The 13234-nt window shown below is 63.9% G+C and carries 15 protein-coding genes; 6 read left to right on the top strand and 9 right to left on the bottom strand.

From position 1 onward, the window contains the following. The first annotated feature begins 1 nt into the window (after window position 1). Window positions 2-181, top strand: a complete 180-nt coding sequence (locus AC57B5_RS09090; protein WP_013801983.1) for a DUF2256 domain-containing protein — start codon at window positions 2-4, stop codon at window positions 179-181. Window positions 182-282: 101 nt separating this feature from the next. Then, complete coding sequence (locus tag AC57B5_RS09095; protein WP_012206105.1) at window positions 283-891, top strand: DUF4337 domain-containing protein; 609 nt, start codon at window positions 283-285, stop codon at window positions 889-891. An 86-nt stretch (window positions 892-977) separates the two neighbouring features. Here AC57B5_RS09095 and AC57B5_RS09100 read toward each other — a convergent pair whose 3' ends face one another. Next, window positions 978-1469, bottom strand: coding sequence for a hypothetical protein (locus AC57B5_RS09100; RefSeq protein WP_012206106.1), 492 nt, complete (start codon window positions 1467-1469; stop codon window positions 978-980). Window positions 1470-1605: 136 nt separating this feature from the next. Between AC57B5_RS09100 and AC57B5_RS09105 the strand changes: the two genes are divergently transcribed. The 3 genes from AC57B5_RS09105 to AC57B5_RS09115 all read left to right on the top strand — a co-directional run bounded on the left by AC57B5_RS09105 (window position 1606) and on the right by AC57B5_RS09115 (window position 3387). Next, entirely contained in the window at window positions 1606-2097 is a 492-nt protein-coding gene (locus AC57B5_RS09105) for a helix-turn-helix domain-containing protein (RefSeq protein ID WP_088165458.1), read from the top strand. Then, window positions 2094-2501, top strand: coding sequence for a VOC family protein (locus AC57B5_RS09110; protein ID WP_013801980.1), 408 nt, complete (start codon window positions 2094-2096; stop codon window positions 2499-2501). Before AC57B5_RS09105 ends, AC57B5_RS09110 begins: the two co-directional genes overlap by 4 nt. 391 nt (window positions 2502-2892) lie before the next feature. Continuing rightward, on the top strand, window positions 2893-3387 hold the full coding sequence (locus AC57B5_RS09115; RefSeq protein WP_043821582.1) for a MerR family transcriptional regulator: 495 nt from the start codon (window positions 2893-2895) through the stop codon (window positions 3385-3387). A 25-nt stretch (window positions 3388-3412) separates the two neighbouring features. On the opposite strand, the gene AC57B5_RS09120 is transcribed toward AC57B5_RS09115, so the two are convergent. The 7 genes from AC57B5_RS09120 to AC57B5_RS09150 all read right to left on the bottom strand — a co-directional run bounded on the left by AC57B5_RS09120 (window position 3413) and on the right by AC57B5_RS09150 (window position 11127). Beyond that, the gene (locus AC57B5_RS09120) at window positions 3413-4108 is read right to left on the bottom strand and encodes a type 1 glutamine amidotransferase domain-containing protein (protein WP_496399325.1); all 696 of its coding nucleotides are present in this window, start codon (window positions 4106-4108) and stop codon (window positions 3413-3415) included. Further along, window positions 4105-5031 carry an NAD-dependent epimerase/dehydratase family protein gene (locus AC57B5_RS09125; protein WP_496399326.1) on the bottom strand — a complete coding sequence of 309 codons (927 nt, stop codon included), beginning with the start codon at window positions 5029-5031 and terminating at the stop codon, window positions 4105-4107. The genes AC57B5_RS09120 and AC57B5_RS09125 overlap by 4 nt, the downstream gene beginning before the upstream one ends. A 346-nt stretch (window positions 5032-5377) precedes the next feature. Beyond that, window positions 5378-6478, bottom strand: coding sequence for an alpha/beta hydrolase (locus tag AC57B5_RS09130; protein ID WP_496399327.1), 1101 nt, complete (start codon window positions 6476-6478; stop codon window positions 5378-5380). Between the two features lie 55 nt (window positions 6479-6533). Then, window positions 6534-7613 (bottom strand): alpha/beta hydrolase, encoded by a 1080-nt coding sequence (locus AC57B5_RS09135; protein WP_496399328.1) that lies wholly within the window; start codon window positions 7611-7613, stop codon window positions 6534-6536. Next, the gene (locus tag AC57B5_RS09140) at window positions 7610-8839 is read right to left on the bottom strand and encodes a (R)-mandelonitrile lyase (RefSeq protein WP_496399329.1); all 1230 of its coding nucleotides are present in this window, start codon (window positions 8837-8839) and stop codon (window positions 7610-7612) included. Before AC57B5_RS09140 ends, AC57B5_RS09135 begins: the two co-directional genes overlap by 4 nt. Then, complete coding sequence (locus AC57B5_RS09145; protein WP_496399446.1) at window positions 8836-10266, bottom strand: MFS transporter; 1431 nt, start codon at window positions 10264-10266, stop codon at window positions 8836-8838. The genes AC57B5_RS09140 and AC57B5_RS09145 overlap by 4 nt, the downstream gene beginning before the upstream one ends. A gap of 9 nt (window positions 10267-10275) precedes the next feature. Continuing rightward, window positions 10276-11127, bottom strand: coding sequence for an aldo/keto reductase (locus tag AC57B5_RS09150; protein WP_454708614.1), 852 nt, complete (start codon window positions 11125-11127; stop codon window positions 10276-10278). Between the two features lie 125 nt (window positions 11128-11252). On the opposite strand from AC57B5_RS09150, the gene AC57B5_RS09155 reads away from it, so the two are divergent. Further along, a complete protein-coding gene (locus AC57B5_RS09155) occupies window positions 11253-12212 on the top strand; it encodes a LysR family transcriptional regulator (protein WP_496399330.1) in 960 nt (319 codons plus the stop codon). A gap of 54 nt (window positions 12213-12266) precedes the next feature. Here AC57B5_RS09155 and AC57B5_RS09160 read toward each other — a convergent pair whose 3' ends face one another. Beyond that, window positions 12267-13151, bottom strand: coding sequence for a LysR family transcriptional regulator (locus AC57B5_RS09160; protein ID WP_496399331.1), 885 nt, complete (start codon window positions 13149-13151; stop codon window positions 12267-12269). Window positions 13152-13234: the final 83 nt, after the last annotated feature.

The following is a 13234-nucleotide window of genomic DNA, read 5'->3' on the forward strand; positions in this document are numbered from 1 at the left end:
CATGCACAAGAAGCCCCACCTGCCCTCCAAGCTGTGCGCGTGCTGCGGTCTTGCGTTCACATGGCGCAAAAAATGGGCACGTGATTGGGACGAGGTCAAATACTGCTCGCAGCGCTGCCGCACCGCGCGACTGCCGCCTGATCCCACTCCCCCATCTGCAGGCCGCCAGCCAAGGCGCTGACCTCCAAGCGGGCCATGCGCCCCGCACATCCTGGGAGCCCTGGATTGCCGCCAGGCCGGCCCCATAATGCGCCACCCCATTGCATCAAGGAATTGGCACCTATGTCTTCCGGCGGCTTTCACGTCCACGGCCCACACGATCACGAACTCGAACATGCTGCCCAGGGCGAGCATGGCCAAACCGCCCACCACGGCATCGGCGGCGGCAGCCTGACCAACCAGATCGCCATGTGCACGGCAGTCATCGCCACGGTGGGCGCCATCTTCGCGTACATGGGCGGCGCCACCCAGGCCAATGCCGGGCTGTACAAGAACGACGCAGCCATCAAGAAGACCGAAGCGGCCAACCAATGGGCCTTCTTCCAGGCCAAGAGCACCAAGCAATCGTTGTCCGAGTTCGCGCGTGATCTGGCGACCACGGAGGACAGGCGGGCGGCCTACCAGGCCAAGGTGGAGCGCTACGAAAAGGAAAAGGACGACATCAAGCGCGATGCCGACCGCCTGGAAGCCGAGGCCCGGCAATGGGACGAGAAGTCCGAGATGCAGATGCACCTGCATCACCGCTGGGCGCAGGCCACCACCGCGCTGCAGGTCGCCATTGCCCTTGCAGCCATCGCGCTGCTGACCAAGAAGAAATGGCTGGAATACGCCATGCTCGGCGTGGCAGCGCTAGGCCTTGGCGTGGGCGGGCTGGCCATGCTGCACATCTAGAGCGTGTGGCAAAGCCGCAAAGCCGCATATCCGCCTTGGAAGGCAGCTGTGAAGCAGCCCCCTGATTCCCCGGCCTTGCCCGCGGCTCAGTCCTCGCTGGGACGGGGGTAGCCAGCCTCTGCCCAGGCTTGCGCAGACGTCCGGGTGAGCTGATGGTCCGGCCTGACTCCCACCTTGGCCAGCTCGCTGCCGTCGGCGGCAGTGGCGGTGAGCGTGGCGCTGGGATTGTCCTCATCGGGCTCGATATCCAGAGAGACGGTCACGCGTGACCCGCCCACCACGATCTGCACATCCTTGTGCAACTGCGCTGCCAGATGCTGCTCATGCCGGCGCATCACCTCGTGCGCCGTCTTCACCAGCGTGTTGAAGGCGGAAACGTCCAGCGGCTTGGGATTTTTCTTGTCGCGGCCCATGGTCCACGGGCCGACCAGGCTTGGCTCCACCTGGCCGTCCTGGGTCATGGCAACGGCCCAGCCATCGTCGTCTTCATTCTTGATGACGCGGGCCTCCCAGCCGTTGTGATGCCAAAGGCGGTCTTCGAAGATTGAGACGACTTCTTGTTCGAGTTCTGCGGACATGTCCAGACCCTTCCCTTGTGGAAACTATCGAGCCCGAAATTCTACTGTCCATCCATACAGTTCGCGCGCAGGGGTCTATTCCCAAACCGTGGACTCCCAAGAGACGAAAATGCTTCCCGATGGCACCGGAGACGGCATGAACAACGACCTTGCACACCAGGATCCTGAACTGTTGCGCCGGCTGCTGCGCGCGAAGGACAGCATTGACGCCGCATCGCACGAGGCCTGGCCTGTCGGGCGACTGGCGCAGGTCAGTGGCGTGTCCGAAGCGCACTTCGCCCGGTCGTTCAAGCAGGCCTTCGGCAGTCCGCCGCACCGGTACTTGCTCACGCGGCGCATCGAGCGGGCAATGACGCTGCTGCGCGAAACCGATCTGGCCATTACCGACATCGCCTTTGATACAGGCTGGGCAAGCCTGGGCACCTTCGGGCGCACCTTCCGCGATATCACAGGCGACAGTCCCAGCGCAGTCCGGGTGCGCGCCCGGGCGACGATGCGCGAGCTGGGCCGCGTGCCCGCCTGCATCGTCAGCGCCGCGCACCGCCCCGACCTCACGACCGCAGTTTCGGAGAAGCGACGCCGGGCAACAAGCGATACAAACGAACCCGAACAACAGGAGATCCCATGATTCAAGGCGTTGAAGTGGTTGGTTTGTATGTGCGCGATCAAGACGAAGCACTCGCGTTCTATGTCGACAAACTCGGGTTCCGCGTCCACACGGACGTGGCAAACGGCGACTATCGCTGGCTCACGGTGCAGCACCCGGAACAGCCGTCGTTCCAGCTCGGCCTGTTCACACCCGGCCCGCCCGTGCTCGACGCAGCAACGGCGCAGGCAGTGCGCGCGATTGTGGCCAAAGGCGCCATGCCGCCCCTCGTACTGACCGTGGATGACTGCCGCGCGGCCTATGACCGAATGCTCGCAAGCGGGGTGGAATTCACGCAGGAACCCGTGGCACGGTACGGCACCGTGGACGCAGGCTTCCGCGATCCGTCGGGGAACGGGTGGAAGATGATCCAGGCGCGCCGCTAAGGGAGGCCGCCTTGAACTGGAACCACCGGATCCGGCAGATCCACCGCTGGCTGTCCGTCGCCTTCACGGTCACCGTCCTCGCCAACTTCATTGTCCGGGCGCAGGGGGAACCTCCCTCCTGGGTCAGCTACTCGCCGCTGCCCCCGCTCTTTCTCTTGCTGTTGAGCGGTCTGTACCTCTTCGTGCTGCCGTACGTCTGTATGCGACGCAGTGGAACAAGGAAGCCAGGCGATGCGAGGTAGGTGTCTTGGCCCTTGAATGGCCGCCAGCACGCATTCTTCGACAAGGGCACGTCGCGCTCGCCGCAAATTGCCGCCGCAACGAAGGGCTTGCGAATGCGATAAGCTTCAAGCCTTGTTGAAGGTCAAGGACCCCTTGCCGAAGGTTGCGCATGAACATTGGTGAACTGAGCAAACGCACAGGCCTGTCCACATCACGCATTCGTTTTTATGAGCAAAGCGGCCTGCTGCAAGCGGCTGAGCGTGGCTTGAATGGCTACCGCAGCTATCCGCCTGAGATGGTGCAGATGCTGGAGCTGATTGCGATGGCGCAGGGCGTGGGCTTCAGCCTGGATGAAATTCGTGCACTCTTGCCGCCCGGCCTGCAAGGCTGGGACCATGAGGCGGTCGTGGGCGCGCTGCGCCAAAAAATTGCCGATATCAAGGCCATGGAGAAAAAGCTGCAGACCAGCAAAAAGCAGTTGCAGGCTTTGTTGACCGATATTGAAGCGCGGCCAGACAACATGGATTGCCACGACAACGCACGCCGTGTGCTCTCCCATGTACTGGCCCAGCAATCCGAATCCCTGGCCTCTGAAGCAGCGGCTGAAGAAAAAATGGGCAAGCTCATGCGCACCGGACACAGGAAGCGGGCAAGCGTGGCATAGGCCTTCGGCAGTTTGGCACGCGGCCCTAGCGCCTTGCCAGAGCCTGCACCACCTGCTTTGCAGTCGCTTTGGCCGACCCCGGGTTTTGCCCGGTGATGAGGCGGCCATCGGCCACCGTATACGAGATAAAAGGCAGCAAGGCTTTTTGATAGCGCGCACCGCGCATCTTCATTTCCTGCTCGGCGTTGTAGGGCATGGACCGGGCCACTCCGGCCAGGATTTCTTCCGTCCATGAAAAACCCGTGACCCGTTTGCCCGCGACCAGCAAAGAGCCGTCGCTGAGCTGCGTATTGAGCAGGCCGCAGTAGCCGTGGCAAACCGATGCAACGATGCCACTTCGCTCCCAGATGCTGCGTGTGATGCGCTGCAGCCCCGCACTATCGGGAAAATCCCACATCACCGCATGCCCTCCAGTGAAGTAGATGGCATCGAAATCGTTCGCATCGATATCGGCAGGTGCTGCAGTGTTCGCCAGCAGGGCCATGCGCGCGGGATCATCGAGCCAGGCTTTGGCCGAGGCATCGAAGAAAGGCCATTGGAGTGCGCGCGGCTCCAGTGGTACGGCGCCACCCAGCGGGCTCACCAGTTGCTGCGGGTACCCTTGCGCAGCAAACACATCCCAGGCATGGGTCAGCTCCGACAGCCACAGCCCTGTGGCGTGCGCAGGGTCGTCGTAATGGGCGACATTGGTGACGACATGCAAGACACGTGGCGTACTCATGAAGACTCCTGCGCGATTTGCTTGAGGCCCTGTGCGTAGCTGGTGACAGCAAAGTCGGGAAAGCGGCGCTTGAACTTGGACGAATCAAACACATTGTCGTGTGCGTAGCGTGGCAGTAGTTCACGCAGTTCGCGCACAGGCTTGGAGACCCAGCCAGCAACCACCATGGCCAGGTGGCTCAGTACCTTGTAGCGCGGCTCAACCCCAAAGGTTGCAGCCGCCAGGTTCACAAAGGCCTGATAGGTCAGCCGCTCGTCCCAGCAAGGCAGATGCCAGGTCTGGCCATACGCATCTTGCGCATTGCCAATGGCAGCCATGGCGCGGCTTGCATCGGGCGTCCAGATGAGGGTGCGCAGCTTGTCGTCACGGACCGGCACTTTGGCCTTCTGGCCCGCCTTGAGCGGGCCGAGCACCAGGGTGTTGGTGATGCTTTGGGTTTTGCCGGGGCCGTAGAACTCTGGCGCGCGGGCAATGGCGACGGGGATATCGCCGCGCTGCATCTCGGCCAGCACCATCTCGGCCATCAAGGCGCGCACGCGCCCCTTGCGGCCCACCGGGGCAAAGGCGGTTTCCTCGGTCTGCCGCTGCGCGCTTTGCGGGTACATGTAGGTGTTGTCGAAATAGACAAATTTGGCCCCCGCTGCCCGCGTGGCATCGAGCGCGTTGCGCAGCATGGCAGGAAACTGCCCCTCCCATAACTCGGTGTCTGGTGGCAGGCCAGCGGTGAAGTACACGACCTCGCTGCCACGCACGGCCTCCAGGGTTTGCGCGGAATTCATCAAGTCGGCGGACACCAGCTCGTCCGTATCGTTCACCTTGCGCGGCTTGCGGCTGACCAGGCGCAGGTTCTGCGTGTAGTTGCGCTGGAGCTCGCGCGCCAGCTCCACAGCGATCTGGCCATTGGCGCCCAAAATGGTTTGCATATCGATCCTTGCAGCATCTTGTGTGATGAGAGGATATGGAGCTTAAGCTTCAACTTGAGTTGAAGGTCAAGCGGCAAACTACAGATCCCTGATACCAGGTCAAAGACAAATGGCTGTCTGCAAAACCCCGGCGTCTCCATCATGCCGGGGAGCCTGGGGCCTGGGGCCTGGACACTGCGACCTGCTTTGGTGCACCTGGTGAAGGCCCGGTTCGGGCCGGCAGCGCCCATCCATGAGCCGCGAGAACGGCCCTCCAGCAGCCGCCAGGCTGCATTGGCGTTCACTGTCATTGGACTCAGCCGCCTTCACACGCCCGTATTGCATCGGAGTGTTTCCCCCCGCCCTGTCAAATGTTCTTCCCGTAGAACGGGACCAGCTTGGCCACCACGGCCTCAACGTATTCAGGGACCCAATAGGTTTCAATGTGGGTTGCGCCCTGGATCTTGAACAGCTCCTTGTCCTTGGCACCGCTGGCCTTGGCGAACGCCTCCTCGGTCATGTAGAGGCTGTCCGCCTTGCTGCCGGCAATCATCAACAAGGGTTGCTCGATCAGTTCGATCTGGTCAGTGGCGTCCCAGCGCATCAGGTCCAGCAGGCTGCTCGTCGTGTACTTGAAGGTCGAGCCGGGATGGGCATGCGTGCGCCAGTAGTACTCATAGCCCTGTCGGTACATCTCGAAGGGCAGCGCTGCGATCTGCTCGTCCGTCATGTCCGCGTCGCCCGAGTAGAGGATCTTGCCACCGGCCACCTGCTGAGCACGGGCATCCGAGGCCTGCTTCAGGCGCTGCTGGATCGTGGATAGCTGCGAGTCTGCGAAACCGTTGCGGCGGACCCTGCCGGAATTGAACATGCTCAGCGTTGCAACGGACTTGAAGCGCTTGTCCGTCTTCGCCGCTGCCAGCGAATAGCCGCCGCCACCGCAGATGCCGAGGAGGCCGAGACGATCCGCATCGACGCCCGCGTAGGTGGTGATGAAGTCCGCCATGCCATGAATGTCCTCGATGCGGTTCATCGGCGTGTCCACTGAACGCGGCAGGCCACCGCTGCCGCCTTGATAGGCTGCATCGGCCGTGATCGCCACGTAGCCATGCTCGGCCAAGCGTTGGGCATACAGACCGGCGGTCTGTTCTTTCACACCACCGTTGGGGTGTGCAACGACGACAGCGGGGTACTTCCTTGCCGGGTCGAAGTTCGCCGGCGTATAGACATTGGCCACGATGTCCAAGCCGCCAAGTTTGTACTTCACCGGGTGGATGTTCACCTTGCCAGGCAGGTTCTGCGTGATGGCGTCGCCATAGACGAGCGTGAAGGGGTTCTTCTTGTAATCGGCCGCTGTTGACGGCGAGGGAAAGGCCATGGCTGTAGCTCCGAGGGCTGCTGCAGAAATTGCGATGGCCGAAGTGCCCAGGAACTCGCGGCGCTTCGTGTCAATGGATACGTGGGTCATGGGTCGTCCGATCTACTGAGACATCTGTGCGGTTCTTGCGAACCAGGCGAAAGGGTCAATCGAGCCTCTTCCTGGTGAGGAAGGAAGACACCAGGTCCGCGATCTGGACGTTGTTCAGGTCGGACATGATGAAGTGGGTGTTCCCGCGTATGCCCACCTCAGGCAGATGCACGAGCTGCGCATCTCCGCCGTGCCTGTTGACGGCGTCCACCCAAAGGCGAGCCATGGCGAGCCGGACGCGCCAGTTGTCCTGGCCGCGCTCGGTGGTGGGCTCAGTGGGAAAGTTGTCGCCGTAGTAAATGACGATGGGGATGCGGGTGAGCTTTTGGAAGTCTTGTGCCGAGACAGCCTCCGGCGCCAGGGTTCCCGCAGCGCTGGGCATGGCGGCCGGCAACTCCCCCGGCGGGAAGATGAAGCCGCTGCCCGGCTCGAACGCCACGACGCCCTTGACGTTGGCGCTCTTGATGGCTGTCAGCCAGCCAGGTCCGCCGCCCTGTGAGTGCGTGAAGAGGATGGCCGGGCCTGTCTTGGTGAAGAGCGCAGCCATCGCCTCGGCGATCACGTTGGCGTCATAGGCACCGGTGTTCGGCGTCACCGAGCGCAGGAACTGGTTCAGTGTCTCCGGCTGGCGGTCGAACTGCACGTTGTCGAAATAGCTCGGCCACTTGCCAAAACGGAACTGGTCGAAGAACAGCTGGTCGTAGGGCGTCGGCTCGGTCGTCGTGGCGACGGTGCTGTTGCCGGCCCGGCCTCGGCGCGGCTGATCGACAAGGTAGACCGGGAAGCCGCGGCGCAGGAACAGGTTCTGGAAGCCCTCGCGGCCATCCGACGTCGTTTCCCAGCTCCGAGCCGACTGGAAGGCGCCGTGCAGCATCACGATGGGCAAAGGCCTCGGATTCTGCGGGACCTGATAGAAGGCGTAGAGGTGATCGCCGTGGAAGCTTTGCCCTGCGCTTGTCGGCTTGTCGTTGTCGTAGACGCCGGGCACCGTCTTCACAACGCCACCGACCGCGAAGCTGCCCTGGCGCTGAATGGCCAGGGGCCTCGGCGAACTGTCCGAATGAGAGGCGCAACCTGCCAGCGATACAGCCAAGACAAGTGCTCCTGCGCGGAAGATGCGGGTGATGCTCATCATCTGCCTTTGGATGCAGCGTCGAGGGCCTGCACGAGTGCGTCATTGGCGCGGGCTGCCACCTCGGGGCCGACCTCTTGCGCCAGCGCTTGGCTCAGCTGCCGCAGTTGCGATGCGGTCAGACCCACGCGCAGGCTGGCTCGCATGTGGGACCGCAGCTGGTTCTCTGCACCCGGTGTCGCAGCCAGCGCTCCGACCGTGGCCAGCTCGCGGCTGCGCCAATCGAGGTTGTCGCGCTCGAAAATGTCGCCAAACAGGTGAGCCTGCAGAAACTGATTGATGATCGGCGCGAACTCGAACACCGGGCCCTGGACCGGTCCACCGGAAATCTCGGTCTGATTGGCCTGGCCGGCCAGCACCAACTCACGGCCGGTGGACACGGCTCGGCTGGGGTCGTGACCCGGAGCGTCCTGCAGGCCGCGCTGCTTGCGCAGCTCGACGACCTTGAGCAGTTCGCCGAGCGCATTGAGACTTCTGGGGAAGCCCGCGTAGGCGTAGAGCTGCACCAGGACCTCCTTGGCCTCGCTGACTGTCATGCCCGCGTCCAGCCCCTGGTTCAGTGCCATGCCCAGCCGGGGCATGTCACTGATTGCCGTGAAGGCGGCCATGAGCGGAATGGCGCGTTGCCTGGGGCTCAGCGAATCGGACGCAGGCTGCACGACCCTCTGTGGCTCCTGTGGCTTCTGTGGCTGCTGTGGCTGCTGTGCCCTCTGGCCGGTCATCGCGGAAAGGCCTGCGCTCACCACGGCGGCCTGGTAGTCCTGCTCGCAGAGTTTGTCCTGCCAGGCCACAGCGCTGCCGTTTTCTTTCTCGGCAATGGCGATGTGGGTCATGGAGCCTGACGGCCCGGCGCCATGCCAGTGGCGCACGTTGGGCGGGATGGTCACGACATCGCCCGGGCGAATGATGAGCGCCGGCTGGCCTTGTTGTTGCACAAGGCCCTGTCCCTCGGTGACGATCAGCGTCTGACCGAGCGGATGGGTATGCCAGGCCGTCCGCGCACGGGCCGTGAACGTGACGGTCGCTCCACCGGCCGTTGCGGGGAGCAGCGCCTGAAAGGGTGAGCTGATGCGGACGTCGCCGGTGAACGTCTGGGCCGATCCAACGCTGACCTGCTGCGCAGACGCGGGGCGAACTTCGACGACGGGCGGCATTGCGCCAGGACCGGCTGACTGCGCCGCAGCGGCTGTCACCGCACCGCTCAGGGCCATTGAAAGCAGTGATTTCACGAGAGCGCCTCCTGTTGTTTCGCCTGATGGCGGCGGTGCGGCTTGACGATAAAGAACCACGAGACGATCAGCGCCAGGCCGAGCAACAAAGCAGCCACGTCCATGACGGCAGCAATGCGATGCGCGAGGGCAGCACTGTCTTGTTGCTCGATGGACGAACCAGCGCTGGCGAAGACAAGAACCAGCAGCCCAAGCCCCAGTGCTCCCCCCAACTGGTGAGCCACGTTGACCAGGCCGGAGGCAGCACCCGCGTCCTCACGCGCCACTCCCGCCACACCGGCCGCGGTCAGCGGTGCCAGCAACAAGCCCTGGCCCAGTCCGATCAGGACCATGGGCGGGGCGATGCCCGTCCAATAGCTCGATAGCGCATGCGCTTGACCCAACCAGGCAAGGCCCACCACCCCGAGCAGCAGGCCGGCGAGAAGCAGCGTCTCGTTGCCGAAGCGGCGGGCCAGCCCGGGCACGGCCATGGCCAAGGCAAAGTTGGGCAGCGTCACGGGCAGGAAGGCAATGCCGGCTTGCATGGGCCGCAGATGCAGCACGCCCTGCAGGAACTGCGTACAGAAGAACCAGAAGCCAACGGCGCCGCCCAGGAAGAGCATGCGCGTGATGTACGCACCGGCTCGCTGCGGACTGGTGAGCAGGCGCATCGGCAGGATGGGTTGCCGGACCCGGCGCTCAATGCCGATGAAGAGCAGGATCATCAGCATGCCCCCGACCAGGGCCCCCTGAGCGAGGCCATCGTGCCAGCCAGCTTCGGCTGCTCGAACCAGGCCGTAGACCAGCGCCGTCATCCCTATGGTCGAGCTGAGGGCGCCGCCCACGTCGAACTGGCCTTCCTGCTTCTGGGTCTCGGCAATGTGGCCACGCGCAGCGACGATCAACAGCAACCCTATCGGCAGGTTGATGAAAAAGCCTGCGCGCCAGGACACCAAATCAGCGAACAGGCCACCCAGGACCAGGCCCAGGGTTGCGCCGACACCGGCAGCCGCCGCGTACAGCGAGAGCGCCCGGGTGCGGCCTGGCCCCTCCGCGAAATGCGTGGACAGCAGTGCGAGCGTGGACGGCGCAAGGACGGCGGCGCCTACACCTTGAATAGCGCGGGACACCAGCAACCAGCTTGCGCCTGGCGCCAGGCCGATGGAGACGGAGGCGAGTGTGAACAGCGCCAGCCCCAGGATGAACATCCGCCGGCGGCCCAGGATGTCGCCAGCGCGGGCACCCAGGAGCAGCAAGCCACCGAAAGCCAGCGTGTAGGCATTGGTCACCCAGGACAGTTGCGCCGAAGTGAAGCCCAGGCTTGCCTGGATGCGGGGCAGACCCGTGATGACGATGGAAATGTCCACGACGATCATCAGGTAGCTGGCAACGATGATGGCCAGGACCTTGTTCTCGTTGCGGATGGGGCAGGATTGCGCGGCGTTCATCGCGGTCACTCAGATGTCCAGCCTGCGCTCGGACATCCACTTGACGATGGCCGGGTCGCGGTGAGAGAAGAAGCTGCTCGTGTTGGTGTCGAGCGTGGCGATGCTTGCCATGTGGGCGTCGCTGAGTGCGAAGTCGAAGATGGCGATGTTCTCTGCCATGCGCTCCTTGCGGACCGACTTGGCGAGCGCGACGATCCCGCGCTGTACCAGCCAGCGCAGCACCACCTGGCCGACCGACTTGCCGTAGTGCCGGGCGATGCCGATCAGCACTTCGTTCTGGAAGAGACCGTTGCGGCCTTCGGCAAACGGAGCCCAGGCCTCGGCCTGCACACCCATCTCTCTCATGAACGGCACGGCTTCCAGTTGCTGCTGGAAGGGATTCACTTCGACTTGGTTGACCGCCGGTGCGATCTCGTTGAACGCCTTGATGTCCATCAGGCGGTCCGGTTGGAAGTTGCTGACGCCGATGGCGCGCAGCTTGCCCGCGCGGTAGGCGTCCTCCATCGCGCGCCACGACCCGTGGACGTCGCCGAAGGGCTGGTGAATCAGGTACAGGTCGAGATAGCTGAGCTGCAGCCGACGCAGGGACTTGTCGATGGCTTGCTGCGTGCGCTCGTAGCCGGTCTCCTGCACCCAGAGCTTGCTGGTGACGAAGAGCTGGTCACGCGGCACGCCACTGGAGCGCAATCCCTTGCCGACCGCTTCTTCGTTCATGTAGGAGGCTGCGGTATCGATCAGCCGGTAGCCGGCTTCGATGGCATCGACGACGCTGCGCTGGCACTCATTGGCATCGGCGATCTGGAAGACGCCATACCCGACCATGGGCATGTGAAGACCGTTGTTCAGAACGACGTGTTGCATGAGCTTTGCCTTGTAGAGGTTCGATGGCACGAACTTTAGGCAACGGACTGGCATCTGAATAGATGCATTTGAGTTGTTGAATTAGCATCAATTCAATGACAATGAAAGCCGCGAGGAGGCCATTCATGGCGATCAACGAGCTTCGATCCATCACGACCTTTATCAAGGCAGCGGAACTTGGCAGCCTGCGCAAAGCTGCAGCAGACCTTGGCATCAGCCCCCAGGCGGCAAGCAAGGCATTGGCCCAGCTGGAAGCCCATCTGGACGTGCGCCTGTTCCATCGGACAACGCGTGTGATGTCGCTGACCGATGCAGGACAGCGGCTGTTCGAAGACGTGCGGCCGGCCGTGACGGGAATGCACAGAGCGCTGCAGTCCGCCAAGTCGGCACGGGATGAATTTGCGGGCCCGCTGCGCATCACGGGACCTCGCACCACGTTCCAGCCGATTCTCTGGCGCCTGGTCGACGAGTTTTGCGTTATGCATCCAGGGATCCAGCCCGACGTCCTGCTGGACGACCGTATCGGCAACTGGGTGGAGGATCGTGTGGACGTGGGCTTTCGCCTCGGCCCGTCGCCCCATGAGGGCGTGATTGCACGACGGCTGTTCCCGGTTCAGTTGCCCATCTGCGGCGCGCCTTCTTACTTCGCGAAGCACGGTGTGCCCGAGTCGTTGGCTGACCTGGCCACACACCGCTGCAGCGCCTATCGGCATCCGAGCACGGGGAAAGTGCTGCCGTGGCGGGTGAAGATCGACGGCCAGGCCGCCGACCAGCCAGTTGCCCCGACGATCTGCAGCAACGACGAGCTGTTTGAGCTGCAAGCCGTCCTGGCCGGCAAGGTGCTGGCCCAGCTCGCGGGCGTCACCGCGGCACCGTTTATCCGCTCCGGCAAGCTGATCCCGATCCTCGTGGACCACATGCCGGACTACGCCAGCTACTTCGTCTACTTCGGAAGCAGGTCGTCCCAGCCAGTACGAGCCCGTGCATTCATCGATTTGGCCGTTCAACGTCTGGCGGACAGCCCGGAGTACGTACTCAACCCCAGCGAGCTCCGGGGCAAAGTCGGGCGACCAGGCCGCGCTTGATGCGGCGCAAGCAACATCAGCCATTGCCCCGAACGCACGGCGCCCCCTCCCCCTTCAACGCCCCCGCATCCCCATCAAAACCTCAATCGTCACCGTCGTCGCGTCGTCATCCAGCCGTTTGCGATGCGCGATGCCCAACGCCCTTGACAGTGCCGGCCGCAGGGGCCGCGTGGTGATGCGGGGGTCAGGCTGCGGTGCGCCGGCCTCATGGGGCAGCAGCGCGGCGCCGTAGCCCGCTGCCACCAGGCTCTTCATTGCGTCGTTGTAGTTCAGCTCGATGCGTGCCTGCGGCCGGGCGCCGCCTGCGGCAAACCATTCGGCGGTCTGGCGCGACAGCCGGGTGCCACGGTCGTTGGCGATCAGCGGACGGGCCGCAAGCCAGGCGGGCGTGATGTGCCGCGGCGGCTTCCAGGCGGCCGGGATGAAGGCCAGCACGGGGTCCTGGCGCCAGGCCTGCACCTGCAGCCCGCGCAGCACGGGCTGTGGCAGGGCAACGATGCCGATGTCCAGGCTGCCGGCAGCCAGGCGCGCCAGGGCTTCCTCGCTGGTCATCACCGCCACTTGCACATCGATCTCGGGATGCCGGGCGGCCAGGGTTTCCAGCGCCTGGGGCAAGAGGTGCGCGAGTGCGCCGGTGGAGGCGCCCAGGCGCACGCGGCCCCCACGCGTGGCGATCTGGCGCTGCACGGTCTGCAGGAGATCGTCGGCCTCGGCCAGGAGCTGGCGCGCCTTGTCTATCAGCAGGCTGCCCGCCGATGTGGCGGTGACGCCGGCCGGTGCGCGGTGCAATAGACGTGTTCCCAGACGCTCTTCGAGCTGCGCCACATGCAGCGTCACCGTGGGCGGCGCCAGGTGCAGCACCTTGGCGGCGGCGGCGAATGAGCCCAGGTCGGCCACCGTCAGCAGGGTGCGCAGACGGTCCAGATTGATTTCGCGCATGGTGCGGTGTCCCAGGTTGCCAGCAATTCAGGAATCATGAATCCGTAGTTTGTCAGATTCAACTGGCCTGCATGCGGCAGGCG

It is taken from the genome of Delftia sp. BGA-UO-ETr-SB1 (assembly GCF_059567865.1).

What these genes read in the sequence shown, in the direction of transcription:
- AC57B5_RS09090 (WP_013801983.1), top strand. Translation starts at nt 2, where the DNA reads ATGCACAAGAAGCCCCACCTGCCCTCCAAGCTGTGCGCGTGCTGCGGT.
- AC57B5_RS09095 (WP_012206105.1), top strand. Translation starts at nt 283, where the DNA reads ATGTCTTCCGGCGGCTTTCACGTCCACGGCCCACACGATCACGAACTC.
- AC57B5_RS09100 (WP_012206106.1), bottom strand. Translation starts at nt 1,469, where the DNA reads ATGTCCGCAGAACTCGAACAAGAAGTCGTCTCAATCTTCGAAGACCGC.
- AC57B5_RS09105 (WP_088165458.1), top strand. Translation starts at nt 1,606, where the DNA reads ATGAACAACGACCTTGCACACCAGGATCCTGAACTGTTGCGCCGGCTG.
- AC57B5_RS09110 (WP_013801980.1), top strand. Translation starts at nt 2,094, where the DNA reads ATGATTCAAGGCGTTGAAGTGGTTGGTTTGTATGTGCGCGATCAAGAC.
- AC57B5_RS09115 (WP_043821582.1), top strand. Translation starts at nt 2,893, where the DNA reads ATGAACATTGGTGAACTGAGCAAACGCACAGGCCTGTCCACATCACGC.
- AC57B5_RS09120 (WP_496399325.1), bottom strand. Translation starts at nt 4,108, where the DNA reads ATGAGTACGCCACGTGTCTTGCATGTCGTCACCAATGTCGCCCATTAC.
- AC57B5_RS09125 (WP_496399326.1), bottom strand. Translation starts at nt 5,031, where the DNA reads ATGCAAACCATTTTGGGCGCCAATGGCCAGATCGCTGTGGAGCTGGCG.
- AC57B5_RS09130 (WP_496399327.1), bottom strand. Translation starts at nt 6,478, where the DNA reads ATGACCCACGTATCCATTGACACGAAGCGCCGCGAGTTCCTGGGCACT.
- AC57B5_RS09135 (WP_496399328.1), bottom strand. Translation starts at nt 7,613, where the DNA reads ATGATGAGCATCACCCGCATCTTCCGCGCAGGAGCACTTGTCTTGGCT.
- AC57B5_RS09145 (WP_496399446.1), bottom strand. Translation starts at nt 10,266, where the DNA reads ATGAACGCCGCGCAATCCTGCCCCATCCGCAACGAGAACAAGGTCCTG.
- AC57B5_RS09150 (WP_454708614.1), bottom strand. Translation starts at nt 11,127, where the DNA reads ATGCAACACGTCGTTCTGAACAACGGTCTTCACATGCCCATGGTCGGG.
- AC57B5_RS09155 (WP_496399330.1), top strand. Translation starts at nt 11,253, where the DNA reads ATGGCGATCAACGAGCTTCGATCCATCACGACCTTTATCAAGGCAGCG.
- AC57B5_RS09160 (WP_496399331.1), bottom strand. Translation starts at nt 13,151, where the DNA reads ATGCGCGAAATCAATCTGGACCGTCTGCGCACCCTGCTGACGGTGGCC.